The organism is Flavobacterium sp. NG2 (genome assembly GCF_034119845.1).
GTDB lineage: Bacteria > Bacteroidota > Bacteroidia > Flavobacteriales > Flavobacteriaceae > Flavobacterium.
In genome coordinates, this window is the sequence record NZ_CP139420.1 from 2,656,311 (window position 1) to 2,681,742 (window position 25,432).

The window sequence follows — 25,432 nt, forward strand, 5'->3', positions numbered from 1 at the left end:
GAAGCTTATGAAATTTTGTACTAATAATATTAAAATTATAAGTTATTAACGAATTTATGAACAATTAAGGTTCATAATGAATTTAATCTTTGAATTACCTAAATACTCGTTAAAAAACCTATTAAACTAAATTTAAATCAATAAATGACCTTTTTTGTTGAATCTCTTTAAATTGTCATAACAGGATTGTTAAAATTTTAACAAGTCTTGTTTTTTTAGATTTTAAATAGTCAATGATATATTGTTACTATAATTTATTTTGTTAAAAATCATTTTCAAATGTAAATCAAAAAATGATACGACAATTAAAAAAACATCGATAAAGTGCAAAAAAAGACGTTAAAATGTATTTGTGTAAAATTTTGATTACAAAATTTTAATTAATATATTCTGAAAATTATAAATTGAGAAAGAAGATTTTATTTGAAAATTCATTTTTAATCAAATTGAAATCTAAATAAAAATTGTATCTTTCTATTTCGGAATTTAATTATGTAAATAAGTAAGCAATGAAAAATTTAATATTGATACGACATGGAAAGTCAAATTGGGATACACCTTTAAAGGATATAGATAGACCATTAGATAAAAGAGGTATGAAAGATGCTCACTTGGTTTCTTTAAATATATTTAATTATATTCCTGATACTTTTGTAATATGGAGTAGTATAGCTAAAAGAGCATCAGATACCGCATTGATATTTGCACAAAATTTAATGGCACCTATAGAAAGCATTATCTTTAAAAAAGAATTGTACACATTTGATGAAGCACAATTAGAAAAAATTATTAAATCTTGTGATAATTCATTCGATAGTATTATTCTTTTTGGTCATAATGGTGCAATTACAAATTTTGTTAATAAATTTGGGGATATTTTTATTAGTAATGTCCCTACTTCGGGCTTTGTTTCTTTACAATTTGAAACAGATAAATGGGACAGTATTGATAAAGGAAAAACAAAAAAAATAATAATACCTAAAGATTTAAAATAAAACGAGTGCCAGAACAAATATATATAGATAGAGAAAAAAGTTGGTTAGCCTTTAATGCTAGAGTACTTCAAGAAGCAGCAGATAAATCAGTACCACTTTTAGAAAGATTACGTTTTTTAGGAATATTTTCAAATAATTTAGATGAATTTTTTAGAGTTCGTTTTGCGGCGATTCGAAGATTGAGTCTTTCAGGTAAGACAGGCGAAAAAATTTTGGGAGGAATTACTGCCCAACAATTAATTGAGGATATTACAGAGATTGTAATCCAACATCAAACGGAAAGTTTAAATATTTTTAAAGAAATTGAGACTGAATTAGAGGCTCAGAATATTTTTATTATTAAAGAAGATGAGATTTCATTGGAGCAAGAAATCTTCTTAAAAGATTTTTTTATTCAAAAATTAAGTCCAGAATTAGTTACCATTATACTTAACGATTTAGCTGAATTTCCTTTGTTAAAAGACAATATGGGCTATTTGGCTATAAAACTGGCAATGAAACATCAAGAAGTTCGTTATGCCATTATCGAAATTCCAAAAACGATGAATCGTTTTGTTGTTTTACCTTCTAATGATGACAAACAATATGTTATTTTAATTGATGATGTCATTCGCCATAATTTAAAAAACATTTTCAATATTTTCGAATATGAAACGGTTTCTGCACATATGATTAAAATCAGTCGTGATGCTCAATTAGAGATTGATAGCGACTTGAGTAAGAGTATGTTGGAAAAAATATCAACTAGTGTAAGAGATAGAAGAATAGGAGAGCCTGTTCGTTTTATCTATGATCAAGAAATCGAAGCGGATACCTTGCAGTTTTTTTTAGAAAAAATGAAAATTGTTGCTTCTGATAGTATCATTCCAGGGGGAAGATATCATAATAGAAGAGATTATATGGATTTTCCGAACTTAGGAAGATATGATTTATTGTATAAGAAGAATCTTCCGTTACCCATACCAGGATTAAGTTTAGAAGGAAGTTTGTTGCAAAAAATAAGTAAGAAAGATTATTTATTGAATGCTCCATATCAATCATTCTCCTATTTAACTCGTTTTTTGAGAGAAGCTGCTTTGGATCCAAAAGTAACTACCATCAAAATAACACTCTATAGGCTTGCAAAAAACTCCCAAATTATTAGTTCGTTAATTAATGCGGCTAAGAATGGGAAAAAAGTAACAGTTCAAATTGAATTACAAGCTCGCTTTGATGAAGCGTCTAATATTTCGTATGCTGAACAAATGCAAACAGAAGGTATTGAACTTATTTTTGGTATAAAAGGACTAAAAGTTCATAGTAAAATTTGTGTCATTGAGAGAATCGAAAAAGAAAAAACCAAGCGTTATGGTTTTATTTCAACAGGAAATTTTAATGAAGCAACTGCTAAAGTATATACCGATGTAACTTTGCTAACCAGTCATCAGCAGATATTAAAAGATATTTCTAAAATTTTTGAATTTTTTGATATCAATTATAGGATACATCGTTATAAACATTTAATTGTTTCTCCTCATTATACTAGAGCTCGTTTTTATAAATTGATTGATAGAGAAATTTTGCATGCTCTCGCTGGAAGAAAGACATATATCAAATTGAAGATGAATAGTTTGTCTGATTATCCAATGATTGATAAACTCTACGAGGCAAGTAAAGCTGGAGTTAAAATTCAATTAGAAGTGAGAGGTATATGTTCTTTAATTCCTGGAGTGAAAGGTCTTAGTGAAAATATTGAAGCAATAAGTATTGTTGATAATTACTTAGAGCACTCCAGAATTTATATTTTCGGAAATGCAGGTCAGCCAGATGTTTTTATCTCTTCAGCTGATTTTATGAGTAGAAACTTAGACGGACGTGTTGAAGTAACTTGTCCTATTTATGACCAAGATATAAAAAATGAATTGATAGATAATTTTGATTTAGGGTGGAAAGGAAATGTAAAGGCAAGGTATCATTCACGATTATTGGATAATAGATATCGAGACAGTAATGGAAAACCAGTATTTAGAGCTCAGCTTGAAACCTATATTTACTATCAAAACAAAGTTAATTTACTAGAAACTACTTTTAAAAATTAAATCATACCCATAAGAATGATTAAAATAAAAAAATATGCTGCTATCGATATTGGGTCAAATGCCATGCGACTTTTAGTCGTCAATATTGTAGAGCAACAAGGGAAGGAACCACAATTTAATAAAAGTGCTTTGGTTCGTGTACCCATCCGTTTAGGTCAAGATGCTTTTACTGTTGGTGAAATTTCAGAAGAGAACAGCAATAGAATGTGTGATGCCATGAAAGCATTTAATCTCTTGATGAAAGTGCATAAGGTAGAATCTTATAGAGCTTTTGCAACTTCAGCAATGAGAGAGGCCTATAACGGGAAAGAAGTAGTGGCTTTAATAAAGAAAAAAGCGGACCTCAAAATAGAGATAATTGATGGTAAGAAAGAGGCAGCCATCATTGCTTCAACTGATTTAATGCATTTGTTAAAAAAAGAAGAAACTTATTTATTTGTTGATGTTGGTGGTGGAAGTACAGAGTTTACACTGTTTTCTAATGGCAAAATAGTTAATTCTAGATCTTTCAAAGCTGGTACTGTTCGATTATTGAATAATATGGTTTGTGATGTGGTTTGGGAAGAAATTGAAAAATGGATTAAAGCCAATACTAAAGATTTTGAAGAGATTGCCTTAATTGGTTCAGGTGGAAACATCAATAAAATATTTAAGATGTCTGGTAAATCACAAGAAAAACCATTGTCTTATATTTATATGAATTCACAGTATGCTTTTTTAAATTCATTGACCTATGAACAAAGAATTTCGGAATTAGGATTGAATCCTGATCGTGCCGATGTTATCATACCAGCGGTTCGAATTTATCTTAATGCGATGAAATGGAGTGGAGCAAGACAAATTTATGTTCCTAAAATTGGTCTTTCTGATGGAATTGTAAAAGCTATGTATTTTGGAAATATTTAGATAGATATAACTGATATAAAACAGGCTATTGATTTTTTTCAATAGCCTGTTTTTTTATTTGGTTACAACAACAAAATTAAAAGGAGTAAAATAATAACGATAGCTCCAAAAGATAGATACAAGCCATTGTTTGTCGATCTTAATTCTGCTTTAATGGTTTTTACTTCTTTTCGGAGTTCTTTTTTCTCTGCTGAACTTAAAGTTGATTTATCTATTTTTTTAATGTCTTCCAATCGGTCTAATTTTGTTTGAACCTCAACTGGAATTTCTTTGGGTGTATTAGGCAAATTGGTTTCTGCTGCTGAAATCGATGTTGGAATTGCACCTAATGATAACGCTATTATCATTAGATAAGAGGTAATTTTTTTCATTGTTTACGGTTTTTAATTAATACGATTCTTCTCTAAAGGTACTAATAAAACGTTTAAAACTAGTTACTTATTTGAAAATAACAGTCTTAGGTTTTGCCAATTCAAAACTTTGAAATCCAAAATCATCGTTCTCAAAAGCATTGGTTCTAAAAATAGAATCTCCTTCTAGTGGAATTGTAGGGTAATAAGAAAGAGACAATTGAAAAGAGCTAAATACGAGATAGTCATTACTGATAATGACTCCAAGACCAATTTTTGAATATACTTTTTTGTCTGGAAAATTATTCATAACATTTCCAAGCATTGCAATGGAATAGTTGAAGTACGGATTCAATCGGAAACCACCAATGTTCTTTGGAGTATATGTTTGAGTTTGAAAGATCCAAAGCATTTTGTCGGTGCCATAAATTGGGCTATTGAATCCTTGTATTCCATACCTTTCATTTATAGTGAGTAAATCACCAATTGAATTTTGCCTATTGAACCCTATTAAAAATATAGGCTTTATAAATTGACGTATTTTCCAATCTCCTATTTGGAGTAATCGTGTAAAATAATTAGCTTGAAAAGAAATAGCCGTTTGCTCTGATTTAGATTCATTAAAAAAAGAGCCTGCCTCTAAATTAGTACTCAAATATCCCCATTTAAAGTATCTTCCTATTGCTATTTGCGCTCCTAAATAGGGTCTCCAAACAGTATTCTTATATTGATATCCTGTTGTAATTCCATAAATTTGACCAATTGGAACATCCTCGGTAATTCCATATTTAAAGATGTATTTGTCTTCGATAAATCTTCTTGTATTGATACCAAATCCCATTAGTAATTGTTTTTCATTACTGAAAAAGTTAATGGGGTCATATTCTATTGTTGGTTTTTCAACATAATTGATATTTAAGAAACGACTAGAGACAATAAAATTAGTAGTCTTGTTATTAGTTGTATCTCTTTTGAATATAGTAAATGCTTTCGCTGCCCAAAAATCGTGAGTACTGTTTTTGAAATTTTGAAATTGATAGCTTAAGTCTTGACCTTGTAAACTATCACTTCTAAATAGTTGACCTAAGTAAATTCCACCAGCCCATTTGGTGAGAGGAGAATAAAAAGGGCGTTCAACTAAAATGCTTTTATCATAGAAATTATCTAAGTCTTTGTTGTATTTTAAGACTGTTTTGATAAAAGAGTTTTTAATATTAGGAACGGTGTAAGTAAAATCATGAGCATCTTTACTGTCTTCGAATCTGTTGGTAAATTGGTAGTCAAATTGATGTCCTATTCCAAAGATATTACGTTCATTAAGTCCTAATTTAACTTTAGAACTAGAAACTTGAAGAGTAGGAACAGTACTCCATGAGTCTAAAACGCGAACATATACATCAACAGAGTCTGATTTTTTACTAGTTAATTTTTCGGTGATAGTCACTTGATTAACGAATCGTTGGGAGCGAATGATTCGTTCTGTCTCCTGAATTACCATTGCGTTAAAAGGTGAATTCTTTTTGAAGAGCAATAAATTCTGAATCGCTATTTTTTTTGATTTTAGATGCAATGCATTACCTAATTTTTCTTCCCATTTTTTAGGAGCCCTTAAAGTATCACTGTCGGAAAATCCAAAAGGATCTAGGGTAGTAATGTTTATGTTCCGAACAATTTTACCGTTATACCTTTTATGATTAATCTGTTTTACTGTTCTAGGTTTGTTTGGTTTTGTACTTATAGGCTCAAAAATTAATTTATGTAAAAGCCGTGTGAATTTGTTTTTGGTTGAATAAGTTTGAATTTTTTTATATACTTCAATACTATCTTTGTCCGTTTTCTTTATTTGAGGATAAGAAATCGAAAAATTGAATAGTAGAAATAGGGCTAATATGATTTTTTTATTTTGGAGCATTTATAAAAGTATTAATGCATAAAAATCAATTTTTCGGAACACTTTTTTTAAAGCAATTAAGATAAGTGTTGTTGAGTTAGAAGGCATTAGTCAACAAACTCTTTTTCATCATAATCATGTTTTAAAATGGAAATTCCTTTTTGGAAGATTAAATTGTTAGGATACACGATTATTTCTCCTTCCTTTGTTATTAATGTAATATGGAAAGCTTTGATGTCTTCAATTTCGCCAATGATTGGAAAATCTTTATCATGAATTTTTATGATGTCACCAATTTTAAAAGGAAAGGAAAAAAATAGAATAATTCCTGATGTGATATTGCTTAGAATAGACCATTGTGCTACCATCGCAACTCCAACTATTGTTGTTATTGAGGATATGGCAATCATGATATCTTTGGCTTGAACTCCCCAAATAAGTGTTAAAGCAATTGCAACTAAAATATTGATTAGTAAATGTAGATATTTAATCACTAAGTTGGTTCGGTGTTCTATAATATGCGTTGATTTAGCAAATTTTCGAACAATACTCGAAACAATTACGCGCAATATCATCATGACTAGAAGTACTATTCCAGATGATATGATTTCTTTGGTAAAATTATCGAAAACAATCATAAATCAATTTTTACTCTAAGTTACTCAAATATTCGTACACTTTATCAACTGGCATTCCCATAACATTAGCATAAGAACCTTCAATTTTTGAAACAGCTATAAAACCAATCCATTCTTGAATACCATATGCTCCAGCTTTGTCAAAAGGTTTATACGTATCAATATAATAATGAATGGCCTCATCGCTCAATTTGTTAAAGGTAACTTTGGTGGTTTCACAAAGTAAATCGGTTTTTGAATTGGTTTTAAAACAAACAGAGGTGATTACTTCGTGAGTGCTATTTGATAACGATTTTAGTATTTGAAAAGCATCTGCTTTGTCTTTTGGTTTTCCCAATGCCTTATTGTTGTGCCAAACAATAGTATCGCTAGTGACTAAGATTTCGTTATCATCTAAAGTTCCGTCAAATGCAGCAGCTTTTAATTCAGCTAAATAATTAGTAATTTCGCCTGCTACCAATTCAGGAGGAAAGACCTCTTCGATTTCTTTCAACCGAATTTCAAAATCCAATTCCAAGTCTTTGAAAAACTGTTGTCTTCTCGGTGAACCCGAAGCCAAGATTAATTTGTATTGCTGTAATTTAGAACTAAGCATTGTATTTTATATTTAAGGTAAGCACAAGTATAGAAAATATCCCGAAAAATAATATCCATTTTAATAAGTTGCTCAATTGATTAAAATCTTTCTGTTTTTTGGCGGTCCAAATTTTTACAGAAAAAAAGAACAAAGGGGCCAAAATAAAGACTAAAGTGTATAAAGTAGTTGGAAATAGATTGTAAGCGAATAAATAGGTTTTGATATAGAAAACTAGGGCGATAATTGGAATAAAACTTAATGCAAAAACAAGGTTTGATGTTCTTTTTACGCCAATAATGATAGGTAAGGTTTTCATTCCTTGGTTATAATCTCCATTAACATCTTCTAGATCTTTTACAATTTCACGAATGAAATTAATCATAAATGAAAAAACTGCATAGTCTAAAAGAACAGAAAATAAACTTCCTAGGATTTGCCTGTTTTCAATTGTAATAACAGGATACAAATCAAATATTCCAATAATAAGTACGCTAACCGAAAGTATTAAAGCAACAATAAGATTACCTACGATAGCCATTTGCTTTAAACTGGTTGCATAAATGTAAAGCGTAGCAGCAATAACAATAAATAAAGAAGCAAAATTAGGCTTGTCGATTACATTGGAAAGATAAAATCCAATTGCAACACCTAAACAATTAAGAACAATATAGATATTGTAAGCTGAAGATTCAGATATTGTTTTCCCTACGATGACATCTTTAGGCTTGTTGTCCTCATCAGTTTGTATATCTAAAATGTTGTTAATAACATAACCAGCTGCAGCAATTAAAACTGTGCTTAATACTAAAAGTGCATATTGCCATTCGTTTAAGGCTAATGGTATATTTTGTAATTTCAAAAAGCCATATCGAAAAAGAAGTTGCATAAAAGCAAGCATCAACAGATTTTGGTATCGAATGAGTTTTAGAAAATCCATCTATTTAATTGTTTTTTCCGTCGAAATATTCCATCCATTTTCCTTGTACTTTCATGACTTGCTCAATCACGTCACGAACGGCACCTTTACCACCATTTTTATGCGAAATGTAGTTTGAAATGGTTTTGATTTCAGGACTGGCATCCTGAGGACAACTTGCTAGTCCTACTAATTTCATTACATGATAATCAGGAATATCGTCACCCATATACAGTACTTGTTCGTGATTGATATTGTATAGTGCAGTGTATTCGTCAAAAGTTTTGACCTTATTGGGTACGCCTAAATGGATATCCTTAATTCCTAAATTGTGTAATCTCACACGAACCCCTTCATTGTATCCGCCAGAAATGATACATACATTGTAACCACTCTCCACAGCTGCTTTCATAGCGTAACCATCTTTGATATTCATGGTACGTAACATATCGCCTTCGTTTGAAATAAAAACGGAACCATCAGTAAGTACGCCATCAACATCAAATATAAATGTAGTGATATCATTCATTAATTCCTTATAACTTTTTGCCATTATTTTGTATCGATTGGGTTAAAATTGTATAGATATTTTTATGATTTTCATGGGTTAATAAAGCTTGGTGTGCAGCTATTGTATTTTGATCATTCCGAATTGCTGGTCCAGTTTGTGCTTCTTGCGGTGACAAATCTATAATTTTTTGAGCCGTTTCTTGAATCAAAGGCTGTAAAATTGAAAAAGGAATTTGGTTGTTGTTGCAAATTTCATTTCCTATTTGGTACAAATGATTGCTAAAGTTGTTTACAAAAACCGCAGCCACATGTAATGCCTTGCGCTGTTCGGAGTCAATTTTATAAACAGCATCCGAAATAGTTTGTGCTACTTTTTCGATGACAGCATAATCATTAGTATTTTCTGTTTCAAGACAAATTGGGATTGTTTTAAAATCAACCGCTTTGTTTTTGGTGAAAGTTTGTAAAGGATAAAAAACGCCTTTTCGGTTTTTGTTATCCAATGTATCCATGGCTACAGCACCCGAAGTATGCACTACCAAACGATTTTGAAAACTCAATTGAGATGAAATGGATTTAATCGCATCATCCGAAACGGCAATAATATATAAATCCGCTTCTTTAAGTTCTGTATAATCAGTAGTGATTTTATCTTGATGAAGTAGGTGAGTGAGTTTTTCTTTTTGTCTAGCAAAAACTTGAATCAAACGAATAGCACTACCAGATTTTTCGGCATTTTGAAAAGCCACAATTAAGTGTTGGGCTAGATTTCCTGAACCAATGAGTGAAATAGTCATCATAGCGCAAAAATAACAAAAAAATCGGAAGAGAGCCACTTTCAAGAGTCAGATACCAATGCATTCATTAACAGTGAGGAAGGTGAAAACTACCTATTTAATAGTTGGAATTTTGGATTAAATTAACAACTGTGTTTCTGAACAACTGAACATTTTTGAGTACTTTTGTCGCACTTTAAAAAAATGTAAATCATTCCCCATAATGGATAATAAAATATTCTCTTTTTTATTTTCAACCCGATTAATGGCCGTTCTTTTCTTAACCTTTGCAATAGCAATGGCTACAGGAACTTTTATCGAAAGTAAATACAATACCGATACTGCTAGAATACTAATATATAATACGTGGTGGTTTGAAGGAATCATGGTGTTTTTTATGATTAACTTCATTGGAAATATAAAAAGATATCAATTGTTGAAAAAAGAAAAATGGGCTACTTTGATGTTGCATTTGGCTTTTGTTTTTATTCTTTTGGGAGCTTTTGTTACTCGTTATATTAGTTATGAAGGAATGATGCCTATCCGTGAAGGAGCTGCTGAGAATCAATTTTATTCAGATAAAACATTCTTAACTGTCATGGTTGATGGGGAGTATAAAGGAGAGATGAAGCGTCGTGTTTTTGAAAAACCACTTTTACTATCTGCAGCTACCGATAATGATTTTTCACTTTCAGGAAAATTTGCTGATACTCCTTTTGAAGTAGAATACCAAGATTTTATCATGGGAGCTAAAGAGTATATTAAAGAGGACGCTAACGGTGTTGTATATTTAAAAATTGTCGAAGCTGGTGACGGTGGGAGACATGAGCATTTTTTGAAAACAGGAGAAATTCAGAACATTCACAATGTATTGTTTGCTTTGAACAAGCCAACAGATGGAGCTATTAATATCAATACAACGGGTAAAGAGTATACCATCATCACACCTTTTGAAGGGAACTTTATGCGAATGGCGGATAAATTAGAAGGGAAAGTAACAAAGGATAATGAACAACCTTTGATGATGCGTTCGTTGTATAGTATTGGCGAAATGCGTTTTGTTTTTCCAGATCCAGCTGTAAAAGGTGTTGTTGCTTATGAATCTAAAAATGATTTTAAAGCCAAAGGAGAGGATGATGCTTTGGTATTAAAATTAAAAGCTGATGGTGAAGAAAAAACAGTTACGTTACTAGGTTCTAAAGGGAAAACTGGAGAACCTAAAACCGTAAGAATTGGAAATATAGATTACAACTTTTTCTATGGTAGTAAGGCTTATGAGTTACCTTTCAAGATTCAATTGAACGATTTTATCGCCCAAAAATATCCAGGAACAGAGAAAAGTTACTCTTCTTTTGAAAGTAAAGTAACAGTTCTAGATGAAGCCGATAAACCTTTTGATGCTAGGATTTTTATGAATAATGTATTGGATTACAAAGGTTACCGGTTTTTTCAATCTTCGTTTGATCCAGATGAAAAAGGGACTGTTTTGTCTGTAAATCATGATTTCTGGGGGACAAATATTACTTATTTCGGCTATTTTATGTTGTTCTTTTCGATGATGGCAATTATGTTTACCAAACATTCTCGTTTTGCTGATATTAAAAGAAAATTAGAGGTGGTAAAAGAGAAAAAAGAAAAGTTACTAACTATACTAGTTTTATTGTTGAGTTTTAATGGTTTTGCACAAATGCATAATCACGAGCACGATGCGAATGGACATCATGAAGATCATGCTCAAACTGCGACTCACGTTCGAACCAAACCTACTGAAAAACAATTAGATTCTTTATTGAATAAATTTAAAGTTTCAGAAAGCCATGCAGCAAAATTTGGGCGATTGATTGTTCAAGATGCCGGAGGAAGGATGAAACCTATCAATACTTTTTCATCTGAATTATTGCGAAAAGTAAGCCATGCCAATGAATACAAAGGGATGAATTCAGACCAAGTATTTCTATCTATGTCGCAATACGCACAGTTGTGGATTGAAGTACCTATTATTTATATCAAGTCGGGTAATGATAGTATTCGAAAAATTATTGGTATTGATGTAAAAGCTAAATACGCTCCTTTTGTTTCTTTCTTTGATGAAAAAGGAAATTATAAATTGTCTCCATATTTAGATGCAGCTTATAAAGCCGCTAATCCAAATCAGTTTCAAAAAGATTTTGTGGAAACAGATAAAAAAGTCAACTTGATGGAATCAGCCTTGAGTGGTTCTATTTTGAAAATTTTCCCAATTCCGAATAATGCAAATAATAAATGGATTTCCTTTTTGGAATTAGGAGAATCAGGCATGAAAGGAATGGATTCGACCTACACGAAAACGGTTCTGCCTTTGTATTTTGGTTCATTGAATAATGCTGCAATTTCTACAGATTATAAAAATGCCGATGATTTGTTAGAGAGTTTACATGGTTTTCAACGAAAATTTGGAGCTGACGTTATGCCTTCAGAGGATAAGGTAACAGCTGAGATTTTATATAATAAATATGATGTATTTCAAAAACTGTCATATTGGTATATTTATGCAGCAATTTTGATGTTGTTTTTTACCATTATGCGAATATTCAAAGAGCGAAAAGTTTTAGCTATTGCAGTCAATACAATGCATATTATTATTGGATTGTTGTTTGCTTTACATACTGCTGGATTAATTGCGCGTTGGTATATATCGGGACATGCACCATGGAGTAATGCGTATGAGTCCATTATATATATTGCTTGGGCGACTATGTTTTTTGGTTTAGCCTTTGATATTAAATCGAAATTGACTGTTGCTTCTTCAGCTTTTGTTACAGCAATGATTTTGATGGCTGCTTATATGAACTGGATTGACCCAGAAATAGCAAACTTACAACCTGTTTTGAACTCATACTGGTTAATGATTCACGTGGCGGTTATTGTGGCGAGTTATGGTCCTTTTGCTTTGGGAATGATTTTAGGTTTTGTCGCTTTGTTGTTAATCTTTTTTACCAATGAAAAGAACAAAACTAAAATGGATTTGAACATTCAGGAGATTACCTATATCAATGAAATGGCTTTGACTATTGGTTTAATCATGTTAACCATCGGTAACTTCCTTGGAGGGCAATGGGCTAATGAAAGTTGGGGACGTTACTGGGGATGGGATCCAAAAGAGACCTGGGCATTAATTAGTATTATGGTGTATGCCTTCGTAATTCATGCTCGTTTCGTTCCTTCCCTAAGAGGAAAATGGATTTTTAACTTAATGAGTATGTTTGCCTTTATTTCGATTTTGTTTACCTATTATGGAGTGAATTTTCACTTAGTAGGATTACACTCCTACGCTAGTGGTGAGGCTAAATCCTTAGATTGGATTTGGTACACTATGGGAACTATTGCTGTAATAGGAGCAATAACCTATCCAAAATACAGAAAGTATTATAAGAAGTAATAAATACATTTACGTTTACATAAAAAAGGTTCACTGGCTAAGTTGAACCTTTTTTATTTCGTCAAACAATTGAATTAATTTTATTCATATACTCCAAAGGAGCCATACCTGTTGTTTCTTTAAAGCTAGTGAAAAATGGGTTATAAGATGTAAAACCTACTTTTTTGGAAAGAGAATCTAACGTATTATTCTTTAAATAACCATTTTCAATAAGGTTGATAGCATCTTGAATCCTGATGACTTTTTTATACTCAGAAAATGAAACTGTAGAGTGGTATTTGAATAAATAAGAAAGGTGACTTTTTGGAATCCGTAGTTCAGTTGCCAAATCGCTTAGGGTCAATTTTGAGTCTCTAAAAAAATTATGTTGAACAGATATTCTCTCTATTTCTTCAAAGTAAAATTGCAAATTATCATTTATTTTTTCTTTTAAAATCAGATGCTGCGTATTGTTAATATCAAAAGCAGCTTGCAATTGCCAAATTTCATTAAACTTTAAATTCGAATTTCTGTTTTCTTTTAATTTTTCATTCAGAAGTTTGTAGCCGTAGAGAATTTCAGGAGTGATTAATATTTTAACTAAAATGGCTATCCAAATTAAAGAGGATATCCATTGGTAGCTGAGACCTTTTGAGGGGCTATTCTCAGAGGTTTCAATAAATAAAGAAATTGAAAGCCTTGTTGAGGCTAATATCAATGCTATAAACAAAAATAAGGACCAATTATAAGTGTTTATGTATTGTTTATTAATCGTTTTATTTTCTTCCTTTCTGCTCCAAATATTTTTTTTAAGAAGATGATAACTTAATATAATATAAGTAAGTAAGAAAGCTAGAAAAAACAAAAACATGATAATTTTAATGGGATATCTAGGACTGATAAAATTAGAAACTTTAAGAGTTATAAAAAAATAGCCAATAGGGAAGATAAAGTGATATAATTCTTCTTTTTCAAACGGTTTATTGTTAGTTACTAATTTTTTGAAATACAAATAACTGAATGGTATAACAAGGGATGCTAGATTAGAATATTTTATGTAAAGAGTAATGACATCTTTATCATCAATTAGATTGACTACTCCAAAGGTGAAAAAACGACAAGAGATAATAAAAATCAATAAAACCATATACAAATTCATTATGGGATTTGTTTTATGATTATTGAGTAAAATCGCACTAATGATAAATCCAATTAATCCTGCTATAATATAAATTGAGTTTAGAAACATTTACGAAAATTTAAAAAGAATTAGTAGAAATATTGATGTTAAAATTGAGTTCGAAAATGTTAAAACAGGTCAAATTTATAAGAAATAATCGATGAACAACATGTATTTGTTAATTTTTTTTTGATACTACTTTTTAATATTGTAAGATTAATCTTTTGTATGGTTTACTAAAAACCGAAAAATTGTTACTGTTTCAGATAAAAATCGGTTTAAAAGCAATAAAAATCGATAAACGACAATGTTTTTGACTAATATTGTAGTAAAATAATTTTTTATGAAGTATTTACTACTGCTTTTTTCATTTTCATTTTACGGACAAGTATTGCATCATCAAATGCTTTCTTCTCAAGGTGTGACCAAGAAATTATCTAATGGTCTTACTATAAGTCAGACCATCGGTCAGCAAAGTGTCATAGGTAATTCAAACAATGATTTTGTTGTTATGCAAGGATTTCAGCAAAACCTTTGGGGGCATTATATAGCTTCTAATGTTAAAACTGAAATTATTGTGAGAACCTATCCTAATCCATTTACAGATTTTGTTCATTTTCAATTTTCAAAAAACATTAATAGTGATATTTCTGTTTACTTTTTCAATATAAGTGGTCATTTGGTACATCAATATAAAAGTACACTAAATGGTACTATTGTAACTATTGATTTATCTAAAGTACCAAGCTCAGAATATTTAGTCCAAATTAGAACCGCTGAAATTACTTATTATACTAAAATTATTAAAATATGATAAAAAGCTACTTAATGCTTATTTTACTTCTTGTAACTGTAAATATTTTTTCTCAGGAAATATATTTTACTTCAGGTAAAAACTATACAAAGTACATTTATAAAGACGCAAATCTTCAGGTAAATTCTAATTTACAGAGCGGAACAGGCAATTTTTATGAAGCGGGATATACAAATGCATCAACTTCAAAAAGGATGTTATATTCATTTGGGCTTTCCTTGAATGAATACAATGCAGTAGGAGGGAATACAACCAATTCTTATCGTTGGGATACTCAGTATCTTGGGGTGCATGGTGGTTTATCGTTTAAATTCTTTACTATTCAATCAAACCAAAAAAATGATATTGATTTCTTGGTAAAAACAGGTTTGAATGCGGCTACTATCATTTATGGAAAACAACAGGTGAATGGTATTTATTATGATTTAATGAATCAAAAAGAATTTTCAGGAATTATATTAGAGTCCTCTCTCGGGTTAACAGTAAGATATGGAATTCCGTCTTTCGGCGGATTAAGTATTGGATATGATTTTTGTCAAAGTTTAAATCTTACCAATTCCTCAAAGGAAAAATTATCATTCAACACAAATCAATTAGAATTAGGAATTCATTTCAATATTAATTAATCACGATATGAAAAAAATAATTATACTTTTTATACTTTTTGTAGCAACTCAGACTTTTGCTCAAAACAATGGTATTACTTATCAAGCCATTATTTTAAATACTAAAGGAGAACAGTTGCCAGGAGTAAACAACACAAATAGTCCTCTTGTTAATAAGGATATTTGTATGGTATTTAAGTTTATTGATGAATTTTCGAATGTAGAATATCAAGAAATAGTACAAACGAAAACGGATCAATTTGGAATGGTCAATTTGATTATTGGTTCGGGTACTCAAACAGCTGGATATTCGACTTCATTTAACGATATTGTGTGGAGTTCTTTAAAGAAAAGTTTGATTGTTGGTGTTAATACCGAAGGAAATTGTTCAACTTATACTGAGATTAGTAATCAAGATTTTAGTTATGTACCAATGGCTTTTTCAGCTATAAATGCCGAGAATGTTACTGGAGTGGTTGCAATCGAAAATGGAGGGACAAATGCGATTACTTTATCGGGGGCTAGGACTAATTTGCAAATAAATAATGTAGATAACACAAGTGATTTAAATAAACCTATTAGTGCAGCAACACAATCTGCTTTAAATTTAAAAGAAAATATAGTCAATAAAAGTACAGATGTAACCACTGACGGTTCTTCAGATAGTAAATACCCAACCGTAAAATCGGTAAAAACCTATGTTGATGCTAGTGCAACGACAAGTTCAACGGCCTTAGCAACTGAAGTTACTAGAGCAACTACAGCCGAAACAGCAAACGCTACTGCAATCGCCACAGAAACTACAAATCGTACTGCTGCAGATGTTACTTTGGCAACAAACTTAACAACAGAAGTGACCAGAGCAACTACAGCTGAAGTAGCAAACGCTACCGCAATCGCCACAGAAACTACAAATCGTACAGCGGCTGATGTAACTTTGACAACTAATTTAACAGCAGAAGTAACCAATAGAACTAATGCCGATTTATTAAAAGAAGATCTAGCCAATAAAAGTACTAATGTAACTGCTGACGGTTCTTCAGATACTAAATACCCAACCGTAAAATCGGTGAAAACCTATGTTGATGCAAGTTCAACGACAAACGCATCAGCTTTAACGGCAGAGATTTCAAGAGCAACCACAGCAGAATCTGCAAACGCTACAGCAATTGCCGCAGAAACTACGAATCGTATTTCTGGAGATGCAACTTTAGCAACTAACTTGGCTACAGAAGTTTCAAGAGCTACCACAGCTGAAGCAACAAACGCTACCGCAATTGCCACAGAAACTACGAATCGTACAGCTGCAGATGCAACTTTGACAACTAATTTAGCAGCCGAAGTAACCAACAGAACCAATGCCGATTTATTAAAAGAAGATTTAGTGAATAAAAGTACTAATGTAGCCACAGACGGTTCTTCAGATACTAAATACCCATCAGTAAAATCGGTGAAAACTTATGTTGATGCTAGTGCAGCGACAAGTTCGACAGCCTTAGCAGCCGAAGTTTTAAGAGCTACCTCAGCTGAAGCAACAAACGCTACTGCAATTGCCACTGAAACGACGAATCGTACAGCGGCTAATGCAGCTTTGACAACAAACTTAGCAGCCGAAGTAACCAGAGCAACTTCAGCTGAAACAGTAAACGCTACTGCAATCGCCACAGAAACTACAAATCGTACTGCTGCAGATGTAACTTTGGCAACTAATTTAGCTACTGAAGTTACTAACAGAACCAATGCAGATTTATTAAAAGAAGATCTTGCCAATAAAAGTACTGATGTAACCACTGATGGAGCTTCTGATACTAAATACCCAACCGTAAAATCAGTAAAAACCTATGTTGATGCTAGTGCAACGACAAGTTCAACGGCCTTAGCAGCCGAAGTTTCAAGAGCTACAACTGCCGAAACAACAAACGCTACTGCAATCGCCACAGAAACAACGAATCGTATAGCGGCTGATGCAACTTTGACAACAAATTTAACAGCCGAAGTAACCAATAGAGCTAATGCAGATTTATTAAAAGAAGATCTAGCCAATAAAAGTACTAATGTAACTGCTGACGGTTCTTCAGATACCAAGTACCCAACAGTAAAATCGGTTAAAACTTATGTTGACGCTACTGCAACGACAAGTTCGACAGCCTTAGCAGCCGAAGTTACGAGAGCTACTACTGCCGAAACAACAAACGCTACTGCAATCGCCACAGAAACTACGAATCGTATTTCTGGAGATGCAACTTTAGCAACTAACTTGGCTACAGAAGTTTCAACTGCGAGATCAGCTGAAGCAACAAACGCTACCGCAATCGCCACAGAAACAACGAATCGTACAGCTGCAGATGTAACTTTAGCAACAAACTTAGCAGATGAAGTTACCAATAGAACAAATGCAGATTTATTAAAAGAAGATTTAGCGAATAAAAGTACTAATGTAACCACAGACGGAGCCTCAGATACTAAATACCCAACCGTAAAATCAGTAAAAACCTATGTTGATGCTAGTGCAACGACAAGTTCAACGGCCTTAGCAGCCGAAGTTTCAAGAGCTACAACTGCCGAAACAACAAACGCTACTGCAATCGCCACAGAAACAACGAATCGTATAGCGGCTGATGCAACTTTGACAACAAATTTAACAGCCGAAGTAACCAATAGAGCTATTGCAGATTTATTAAAAGAAGATCTAGCCAATAAAAGTACTAATGTAACTGCTGACGGTTCTTCAGATGTTAAATACCCAACCGTAAAATCAGTAAAAACTTATGTTGACGCTACTGCAACGACAAGTTCGACAGCCTTAGCAGCCGAAGTTACGAGAGCTACAACTGCCGAAACAACAAACGCTACCGCTATTGCCACTGAAACGACGAATCGTACAGCGGCTGATGCAACTCTGACAACTAATTTAGCTGCAGAAGCTTCAACTGCAAGAGCAGCCGAAGCAGCAAACGCTACCGCAATCGCCACTGAAACGACGAATCGTACTGCAGCAGATGCAACCTTGGCAACAAACTTAGCAACAGAAGTAACTAACAGAACCAATGCAGATTTATTAAAAGAAGATCTAGCGAATAAAAGTATTGATGTAGCTACAGACGGAACTTCAGATTCAAAATACCCAACCGTAAAATCGGTAAAAACTTATGTTGACGCTACTGCAACGACAAGTTCGACGGCCTTAGCAGCTGAAGTAACCAGAGCAACTACAGCTGAAACAGTAAACGCTACTGCAATCGCCACTGAAACGACGAATCGTACAGCGGCTGATGCAACTTTGACAACAAACTTAACAGCCGAAGTGACTAGAGCAACTACAGCTGAAGCAGCAAACGCTACTGCAATCGCCACAGAAACTACAAATCGTACTGCTGCAGATGCAACCTTGGCAACAAACTTAGCAACAGAAGTAACCAACAGAACCAATGCAGATTTATTAAAAGAAGATTTAGCCAATAAAAGTACTGATGTAACCACAGACGGTTCTTCAGATGTTAAATACCCAACCGTAAAATCGGTGAAAACTTATGTTGACGCTAGTTCATCAACTAGTTCAACAGCATTAGCTTCCGAAATTACAAGAGCTACCGCAGCAGAAACAGCAAACGCTACTGCAATCACCACAGAAACTACAAATCGTACTGCTGCAGATACAACCTTGGCAACAAACTTAGCAACAGAAGTAACCAACAGAACCAATGCAGATTTATTAAAAGAAGATTTAGCCAATAAAAGTACTGATGTAACCACAGACGGTTCTTCAGATGTTAAATACCCAACCGTAAAATCGGTGAAAACTTATGTTGACGCTAGTTCATCAACTAGTTCAACAGCATTAGCTTCCGAAATTACAAGAGCTACCGCAGCAGAAACAGCAAACGCTACTGCAATCACCACAGAAACTACAAATCGTACTGCTGCAGATGCAACCTTGGCAACAAACTTAGCAGCAGAAGTAACCAACAGAACCAATGCAGATTTATTAAAAGAAGATCTAGTTAATAAAAGTACTAATGTAGCCACAGACGGTTCTTCAGATACTAAATATCCAACCGTAAAATCGGTGAAAACTTATGTTGATGCTAGCGCAACGACAAGTTCGGCAGCCTTAGCAGCTGAAGTTACTAGAGCTACTACTGCCGAAACAACAAATGCAACCGCAATTGCTACAGAAACTACAAATCGTACAGCGGCTGATGCAACTTTGACAACAAACTTAGCAGCCGAAGTGACTAGAGCAACTACAGCTGAAGCAGCAATCGCTACCGCAATCGCCATAGAAACTACGAATCGTACAGCTGCAGATGCAACTTTGACAACTAATTTAACAGCAGAAGTAACCAACAGAACCAATGCAGATTTATTAAAAGAAGATCTAGTTAATAAAAGTACTAATGTAACCACAGACGGAGCCTCTGATACTAAGTACCCAAGCGTAAAATCGGTAAAAACTTATGTTGACGCAAGTACAACGACAAGTTCGACAGCCCTAGCAGCTGAAGTTTCAAGAGCTACAACTGCCGAAACAGCAAACGCTACTGCAATCGCCACAGAAACTACAAATCGTACTGCTGCAGATGCAACCTTGGCAACAAACTTAGCAACAGAAGTAACCAACAGAACCAATGCAGATTTATTAAAAGAAGATTTAGCCAATAAAAGTAATGATGTAGCCACAGACGGTTCTTCAGATGTAAAATACCCAACCGTAAAATCGGTGAAAACTTATGTTGATGCAAGTGCAACGACAAGTTCGACAGCCCTAGCAGCCGAAGTTACTAGAGCAACTACAGCCGAAACAACAAACGCTACCGCAATCGCCACAGAAACTACGAATCGTACAGCAGCTGATGCAACTTTGACAACTAATTTAGCAGCCGAAGTTACCAATAGAACCAATGCAGATTTATTAAAAGAAGATCTAGCGAATAAAAGTAATGATGTAGCCACAGACGGTTCTTCAGATGTAAAATACCCAACCGTAAAATCGGTGAAAACTTATGTTGATGCTAGCGCAACGACAAGTTCGGCAGCCTTAGCAGCCGAAGTTACTAGAGCTACATCTGCCGAAACAACAAACGCTACCGCAATTGCCACTGAAACGACGAATCGTACAGCGGCTGATGTAACTTTGACAACTAATTTAACAGCCGAAGTAACCAATAGAACTAATGCCGATTTATTAAAAGAAGATCTAACGAATAAAAGTACTAATGTAACCACAGACGGTTCTTCAGATGTTAAATACCCAACCGTAAAATCGGTGAAAACTTATGTTGACGCAAGTGCAACGACAAGTTCGACAGCCCTAGCAGCTGAAGTTACTAGAGCTACTACTGCCGAAACAACAAATGCAACCGCAATTACCACAGAAGCTACGAATCGTACAGCGGCTGATGCAACTTTGACAACTAATTTAGCAGCCGAAGTAACCAATAGAACCAATGCAGATTTATTAAAAGAAGATCTAGCGAATAAAAGTACTAATGTAGCCACAGACGGTTCTTCAGATGTAAAATACCCAACCGTAAAATCGGTGAAAACTTATGTTGACGCAAGTGCAACGACAAGTTCGACAGCCCTAGCAGCCGAAGTTACTAGAGCTACAACTGCCGAAACAACAAACGCTACCGCTATTGCCACTGAAACGACGAATCGTACAGCGGCTGATGCAACTCTGACAATTAATTTAGCTGCAGAAGCTTCAACTGCAAGAGCAGCCGAAGCAGCAAACGTTACCGCAATTGCCACAGAAACTACAAATCGTACTGCTGCAGATGTAACTTTGGCAACAAACTTAGCAACAGAAGTAACTAATAGAACCAATGCAGATTTATTAAAAGAAGATCTTGCTAATAAAAGCACTGACGTTACAACAGACGGAAGTTCAGATACCAAGTACCCAACCGTAAAATCAGTAAAAACTTATGTTGACGCTACTGCAACGACAAGTTCGACAGCCTTAACAGCCGAAGTTAACAGAGCTACCGCTGCAGAGTTAAATTTATTACCACTTTCAGGAGGGACTTTGACAGGAACTTTAACTGGGACAGATGGAATATTTAGCGGAAAATTAGCATTAGGAAAAACAACTGCTGATGAAACTTTGGATGTAGTTGGAAACGTTAAGTCAACGGGTAATGTCACTGCAGCTTCCTATATCAAATCGGGTGGAACCTCATCACAGTTTTTGAAAGCTGACGGAAGTATTGATAGCAATACTTATATTACAAGTAGTGGAAATGCAACAAATGTAACTGGAGTTGTAGCTGTTGACAATGGAGGAACAGGGACTACTTCAATAACAGGAATTTTGAAAGGAAATGGTACAAGTGCTATAACAACTGCAGTGTCTGGAACAGATTATTTAGCTCCAGCTACTATTATCCCTGGATATCGAGTTACACTTGGAAGTAACGCAGGATTGAATACAACAGGTGGGTATAGTGTTTCAATTGGACGAAATGCGAATCAAAATTGGGTTGGTAATTATAACACCGCTGTAGGTTCATTTGCTTTAGAAACAATAACAACAGGTAGTTATAATCAAGCATTTGGAGATTTTGCTTTACAAAACAGAACATCGGGTTCATATGCTACTGCCATTGGAGCCTACACATTACAAAATTTAACTACTGGTACGTTAAATACAGCTTTAGGAACTTTTGCAGGAACTTTAATTACAACTGGTACACAAAATACATTTATTGGACATGGTACTAATCCAAGTACGGATAATGGTATCAACCAAACTGTAATTGGTTATAATGCAGTAGGTGCTGGAAATAATTCAGTACAATTAGGTAATACAAGTGTTATTAACGTGAAAACTAGTGGTACTATTACAGCTGGTTCTGTAACCTATCCCAATGTAGATGGTTCTACAAATCAAGTTTTAACAACTAATGGTTCTGGAATTTTATCATGGGCAACTCCATCTACTACTGCTACTGCTTATAGTGGTGTATTGCCAATTGCTAATGGAGGTACAGGTTCATCAACTAAAACCTTTGTTGATTTATCAACTACTCAAACTATTGCTGGTACTAAAACTTTTAGTTCTGATCTAACTGTAAATGGAATAGTTGTGGGTAGAGGTAATTTTAATGAAAATTCGAATACGGCAATTGGACTAGGTGCATTAGGAAGTAATGCTGGTTATGCAAATACTGGAATTGGAAGAGGGGCATTATCTTCTAATGTTAGTAGTGGAGGAAATACAGCTTTAGGATATATAGCGTTAGCCAACAATGTTTCTGGTAATGATAATGTTGGGATTGGAAATCAATCATTGGCTACTAATATTTCTGGTTCAAAAAATACAGCTATAGGTAAAAATGCGGATGTATCTTCAGATGGAATTTCAAATTCGGTGGCTATTGGAGCAAATGCCAAAGTTACAGCGTCTAATACTATTCAATTGGGTTCTGATGGTAGTGGAGGACAAACTGCAATTGCATTTGTAAAAACCAGTGGTGCTATAACAGCAGCTTCATACATAAAATCGGGAGGAACTTCGTCACAATACCTAATGGCAGATGGAAGTGTTTCTACTGGAACAGCACCTGTTCGTGAAGTTGCTGATGAATTTTCAGCTACTGCATCTCAGACTAGTTTTACATTAACTCAAGCTCCATCAATTAATAGTAAAGTAAAAATGTACGTGAATGGAATAAGAATCAGTAATTCAGCTTATAGTGTAAGTGGCACAACGTTGACATATATACCAGCTAATAATGGTTCCTATTCTCTGTCCGTAAGCGATCGAATTCAATTTGATTATTTTTATTAAGAACAAAAGTATGGTAGAGATGATAAAATTCACTTTAAAAAAAATAGAGATGAATATAAAGTTAAAACAGTTTATGATGTTAATTATTCTTGTTTTTGTTTCAAATGAAATAAATGCGGGAACAATTATCACTAGTTCTACTGTCATAAATCAGACTGTCTTGAATTCGTACTCTTGGCCAGTTACAATTAATGGAGGAACAGTTGGTGCTCCTTTAGTAATTACTCTTGAAGAAGATGTCATCTTATCTAATTCTCAAAATTATTTTATTTTGAATGGAAACTACATTAACTTCAATGGCAACGATCATAAGATTACTATTTCAGGAGTTAACTTCTATTCTGGACTGATTAAAAATGGTTCTTATAATTCAGCTTGGATAGAAGATCCGTTAGACCCATTTAATTATATTTCTCAGATTACAATTGTAAATGGGTTTTCTAATATAAAAGTTTATAATTTAACAGTGAACTCTATCAATAGTGATGTTGCATCTGGTAATGGATGGATAGGGCAATATGCATTCTCTATAAATGCAACCAATGGTCTGTTCGAAAATTGCAGTGCAAATGGAGCATTACGCCAAGGTTCAGGGGGTATTGTTGGTGGAAGAACGAGTGTAACTGTCAAAAATTCGTCTTTTTTTGGGAATCATATTGGTGGATATGCTGGTGGTATTTTTGGTGAAACTAGTTCTGGGACAGCTATTAACTGTTATTCTGTAGCTCCATCATTGGGGAATCGAGGGGGAGGTATTTTTGGGGGTGACTCATCAAATGCAACTGCTACCAATTGCTATTCCTATTCGACTATTGTTAATAATTCTGGAGGGATATTTGGAGGGTATTCATCTAATTGTAATGCTTCTAACTGTTATAGTCTAGGAACAATTGGTTCTAACGCTGGTGGAGTTTATGGAGGGAATTCTTCTGGTGGAACTGCAACTAATTGTTATAGTGCCAATGGAAATTGGAATGATGCAACTGCAAATAGTATTTTAACAGGCACAAATGGTACGGTATGGAATACAATTACCAGTCCATATAAATTAATTTCATTTGCAACATTAATTTCTACAGATACAACTATTGATCAAAGTTGGATTAACAATCACATTAATAATTTACCCATATTATTGGATACTAATGTAACTATTACCATTGCTGAAAATTTAACTTTTAATGATGCGAATATGTACTTTGCAGTACGAGGTACAGGTGTAAGAATTGATGGAGCTAGTAAAACAATTACTCTAGATAATATAACTAACTATAGAGGGGTAGTAAATAACGGAAATTATTTAGGGGCTAATGTTAGTGCATTTACAGGTTCTGTCGTAGAAAAATTAGGAGTAATTAGCAATAGCACTACATTGAAAAGCTATTGTGGTTGGATTGGACAACAGGGGTATGGAAATGGAGCTGGCTTTGCTATTTCAAATTGTTATTCCACAGGGGAAATGTTTAATGAAGGTACAGGTGGAATTTTAGGAAATGCTTTTATGAATGGAACAGTTTCAAATTGTTATAGTTTAGGAAAAATCTCTGGACAAAGTGCTGCAGGTATAGCTGCGACTTATAATTCCGAAGCTAATAGAATTTATAATTGTTATGCTAATGGCTCAATAACTGGTATTAATGCTAGTGGTATATGTGAGCCAGATATGATGATGGGCGGAGCACAATTTTTAAATTGTTATGTATCAAATGGAGTATTTACGACCGTTGATGCAAATAATAATTTAATTGGAACCGATGGAACTATTTGGAATACAAGTGTCAGTCCGTATACACTGTCGGTTTTTATGGTACTAAAATGGGGAGTTACAAGTAATGGTCAAAAAACTCAAGTAAATTCAATTCAGGTTAATAAAAATGGTAAAAAAGGAGACCCAAATCCAATTACTGAAAATGGAAAAATAAATTAGCACTTTATAGTGAATTCTGTTATTGCTACTTAATGAAAACATTAAAAAAATACTATTCATTGTGATTTCAAGAAGAC

16 protein-coding genes are annotated in these 25,432 nt (G+C 33.5%); 8 read left to right on the forward strand and 8 right to left on the reverse strand.

The genetic code is table 11. The annotated features are described in order from the left end of the window. Positions 1-509 precede the first annotated feature (509 nt). The 3 genes from SLW70_RS10965 to SLW70_RS10975 are packed head-to-tail and all read left to right on the forward strand — an operon-like array spanning position 510 to position 3,979. Positions 510-995: a histidine phosphatase family protein gene (locus SLW70_RS10965; RefSeq protein WP_320888424.1), complete on the forward strand. Its 486-nt coding sequence runs from the start codon at positions 510-512 to the stop codon at positions 993-995. Between the two features lie 5 nt (positions 996-1,000). Beyond that, positions 1,001-3,073, forward strand: coding sequence for a polyphosphate kinase 1 (ppk1, locus tag SLW70_RS10970; protein ID WP_320888426.1), 2,073 nt, complete (start codon positions 1,001-1,003; stop codon positions 3,071-3,073). A 15-nt stretch (positions 3,074-3,088) separates the two neighbouring features. After that, positions 3,089-3,979, forward strand: a complete 891-nt coding sequence (locus SLW70_RS10975; protein WP_320888427.1) for an exopolyphosphatase — start codon at positions 3,089-3,091, stop codon at positions 3,977-3,979. Between the two features lie 62 nt (positions 3,980-4,041). On the opposite strand, the gene SLW70_RS10980 is transcribed toward SLW70_RS10975, so the two are convergent. The 7 genes from SLW70_RS10980 to SLW70_RS11010 form a co-directional block, all read right to left on the reverse strand. Next, a complete protein-coding gene (locus tag SLW70_RS10980) occupies positions 4,042-4,350 on the reverse strand; it encodes a hypothetical protein (RefSeq protein WP_320888428.1) in 309 nt (102 codons plus the stop codon). 67 nt (positions 4,351-4,417) lie between these two features. Further along, a complete protein-coding gene (locus SLW70_RS10985; protein ID WP_320888429.1) occupies positions 4,418-6,241 on the reverse strand; it encodes a hypothetical protein in 1,824 nt (607 codons plus the stop codon). Between the two features lie 86 nt (positions 6,242-6,327). Beyond that, positions 6,328-6,858 (reverse strand): mechanosensitive ion channel domain-containing protein, encoded by a 531-nt coding sequence (locus tag SLW70_RS10990; protein ID WP_320888430.1) that lies wholly within the window; start codon positions 6,856-6,858, stop codon positions 6,328-6,330. A 10-nt stretch (positions 6,859-6,868) separates the two neighbouring features. Beyond that, on the reverse strand, positions 6,869-7,453 hold the full coding sequence (locus SLW70_RS10995; protein WP_320888431.1) for a Maf-like protein: 585 nt from the start codon (positions 7,451-7,453) through the stop codon (positions 6,869-6,871). Next, complete coding sequence (locus tag SLW70_RS11000; protein WP_320888432.1) at positions 7,446-8,372, reverse strand: geranylgeranylglycerol-phosphate geranylgeranyltransferase; 927 nt, start codon at positions 8,370-8,372, stop codon at positions 7,446-7,448. The genes SLW70_RS10995 and SLW70_RS11000 overlap by 8 nt, the downstream gene beginning before the upstream one ends. Before the next feature lie 4 nt (positions 8,373-8,376). Further along, positions 8,377-8,904, reverse strand: coding sequence for an HAD-IIIA family hydrolase (locus tag SLW70_RS11005; RefSeq protein ID WP_320888433.1), 528 nt, complete (start codon positions 8,902-8,904; stop codon positions 8,377-8,379). Next, positions 8,888-9,661, reverse strand: coding sequence for a Rossmann-like and DUF2520 domain-containing protein (locus tag SLW70_RS11010; RefSeq protein WP_320888434.1), 774 nt, complete (start codon positions 9,659-9,661; stop codon positions 8,888-8,890). Before SLW70_RS11010 ends, SLW70_RS11005 begins: the two co-directional genes overlap by 17 nt. A 199-nt stretch (positions 9,662-9,860) precedes the next feature. Here SLW70_RS11010 and ccsA point away from each other — a divergent pair, with 199 nt between their 5' ends. Then, positions 9,861-13,055 (forward strand): cytochrome c biogenesis protein CcsA, encoded by a 3,195-nt coding sequence (gene ccsA / locus SLW70_RS11015; RefSeq protein ID WP_320888435.1) that lies wholly within the window; start codon positions 9,861-9,863, stop codon positions 13,053-13,055. A gap of 61 nt (positions 13,056-13,116) precedes the next feature. Here the strand turns inward: ccsA and SLW70_RS11020 are convergent, their stop codons facing one another. Next, positions 13,117-14,283, reverse strand: a complete 1,167-nt coding sequence (locus SLW70_RS11020; protein ID WP_320888436.1) for an AraC family transcriptional regulator — start codon at positions 14,281-14,283, stop codon at positions 13,117-13,119. Between the two features lie 274 nt (positions 14,284-14,557). Between SLW70_RS11020 and SLW70_RS11025 the strand changes: the two genes are divergently transcribed. The 4 genes from SLW70_RS11025 to SLW70_RS11040 are packed head-to-tail and all read left to right on the forward strand — an operon-like array spanning position 14,558 to position 25,355. After that, entirely contained in the window at positions 14,558-15,028 is a 471-nt protein-coding gene (locus tag SLW70_RS11025; RefSeq protein ID WP_320888437.1) for a T9SS type A sorting domain-containing protein, read from the forward strand. Next, positions 15,025-15,654 carry a hypothetical protein gene (locus SLW70_RS11030; protein ID WP_320888438.1) on the forward strand — a complete coding sequence of 210 codons (630 nt, stop codon included), beginning with the start codon at positions 15,025-15,027 and terminating at the stop codon, positions 15,652-15,654. Before SLW70_RS11025 ends, SLW70_RS11030 begins: the two co-directional genes overlap by 4 nt. Before the next feature lie 7 nt (positions 15,655-15,661). Then, entirely contained in the window at positions 15,662-23,428 is a 7,767-nt protein-coding gene (locus SLW70_RS11035) for a hypothetical protein (protein WP_320888439.1), read from the forward strand. 49 nt (positions 23,429-23,477) lie between these two features. Continuing rightward, positions 23,478-25,355, forward strand: coding sequence for a hypothetical protein (locus tag SLW70_RS11040; protein ID WP_320888440.1), 1,878 nt, complete (start codon positions 23,478-23,480; stop codon positions 25,353-25,355). Positions 25,356-25,432 lie beyond the last annotated feature (77 nt).

What these genes read in the sequence shown, in the direction of transcription:
- SLW70_RS10985 (WP_320888429.1), bottom strand. Translation starts at nt 6,241, where the DNA reads ATGCTCCAAAATAAAAAAATCATATTAGCCCTATTTCTACTATTCAAT.
- SLW70_RS11030 (WP_320888438.1), top strand. Translation starts at nt 15,025, where the DNA reads ATGATAAAAAGCTACTTAATGCTTATTTTACTTCTTGTAACTGTAAAT.
- SLW70_RS10980 (WP_320888428.1), bottom strand. Translation starts at nt 4,350, where the DNA reads ATGAAAAAAATTACCTCTTATCTAATGATAATAGCGTTATCATTAGGT.
- SLW70_RS11000 (WP_320888432.1), bottom strand. Translation starts at nt 8,372, where the DNA reads ATGGATTTTCTAAAACTCATTCGATACCAAAATCTGTTGATGCTTGCT.
- SLW70_RS10995 (WP_320888431.1), bottom strand. Translation starts at nt 7,453, where the DNA reads ATGCTTAGTTCTAAATTACAGCAATACAAATTAATCTTGGCTTCGGGT.
- ccsA (WP_320888435.1), top strand. Translation starts at nt 9,861, where the DNA reads ATGGATAATAAAATATTCTCTTTTTTATTTTCAACCCGATTAATGGCC.
- SLW70_RS10990 (WP_320888430.1), bottom strand. Translation starts at nt 6,858, where the DNA reads ATGATTGTTTTCGATAATTTTACCAAAGAAATCATATCATCTGGAATA.
- SLW70_RS11005 (WP_320888433.1), bottom strand. Translation starts at nt 8,904, where the DNA reads ATGGCAAAAAGTTATAAGGAATTAATGAATGATATCACTACATTTATA.
- SLW70_RS11035 (WP_320888439.1), top strand. Translation starts at nt 15,662, where the DNA reads ATGAAAAAAATAATTATACTTTTTATACTTTTTGTAGCAACTCAGACT.
- SLW70_RS10965 (WP_320888424.1), top strand. Translation starts at nt 510, where the DNA reads ATGAAAAATTTAATATTGATACGACATGGAAAGTCAAATTGGGATACA.
- SLW70_RS11020 (WP_320888436.1), bottom strand. Translation starts at nt 14,283, where the DNA reads ATGTTTCTAAACTCAATTTATATTATAGCAGGATTAATTGGATTTATC.
- SLW70_RS11040 (WP_320888440.1), top strand. Translation starts at nt 23,478, where the DNA reads ATGAATATAAAGTTAAAACAGTTTATGATGTTAATTATTCTTGTTTTT.
- SLW70_RS11025 (WP_320888437.1), top strand. Translation starts at nt 14,558, where the DNA reads ATGAAGTATTTACTACTGCTTTTTTCATTTTCATTTTACGGACAAGTA.
- SLW70_RS11010 (WP_320888434.1), bottom strand. Translation starts at nt 9,661, where the DNA reads ATGATGACTATTTCACTCATTGGTTCAGGAAATCTAGCCCAACACTTA.
- SLW70_RS10975 (WP_320888427.1), top strand. Translation starts at nt 3,089, where the DNA reads ATGATTAAAATAAAAAAATATGCTGCTATCGATATTGGGTCAAATGCC.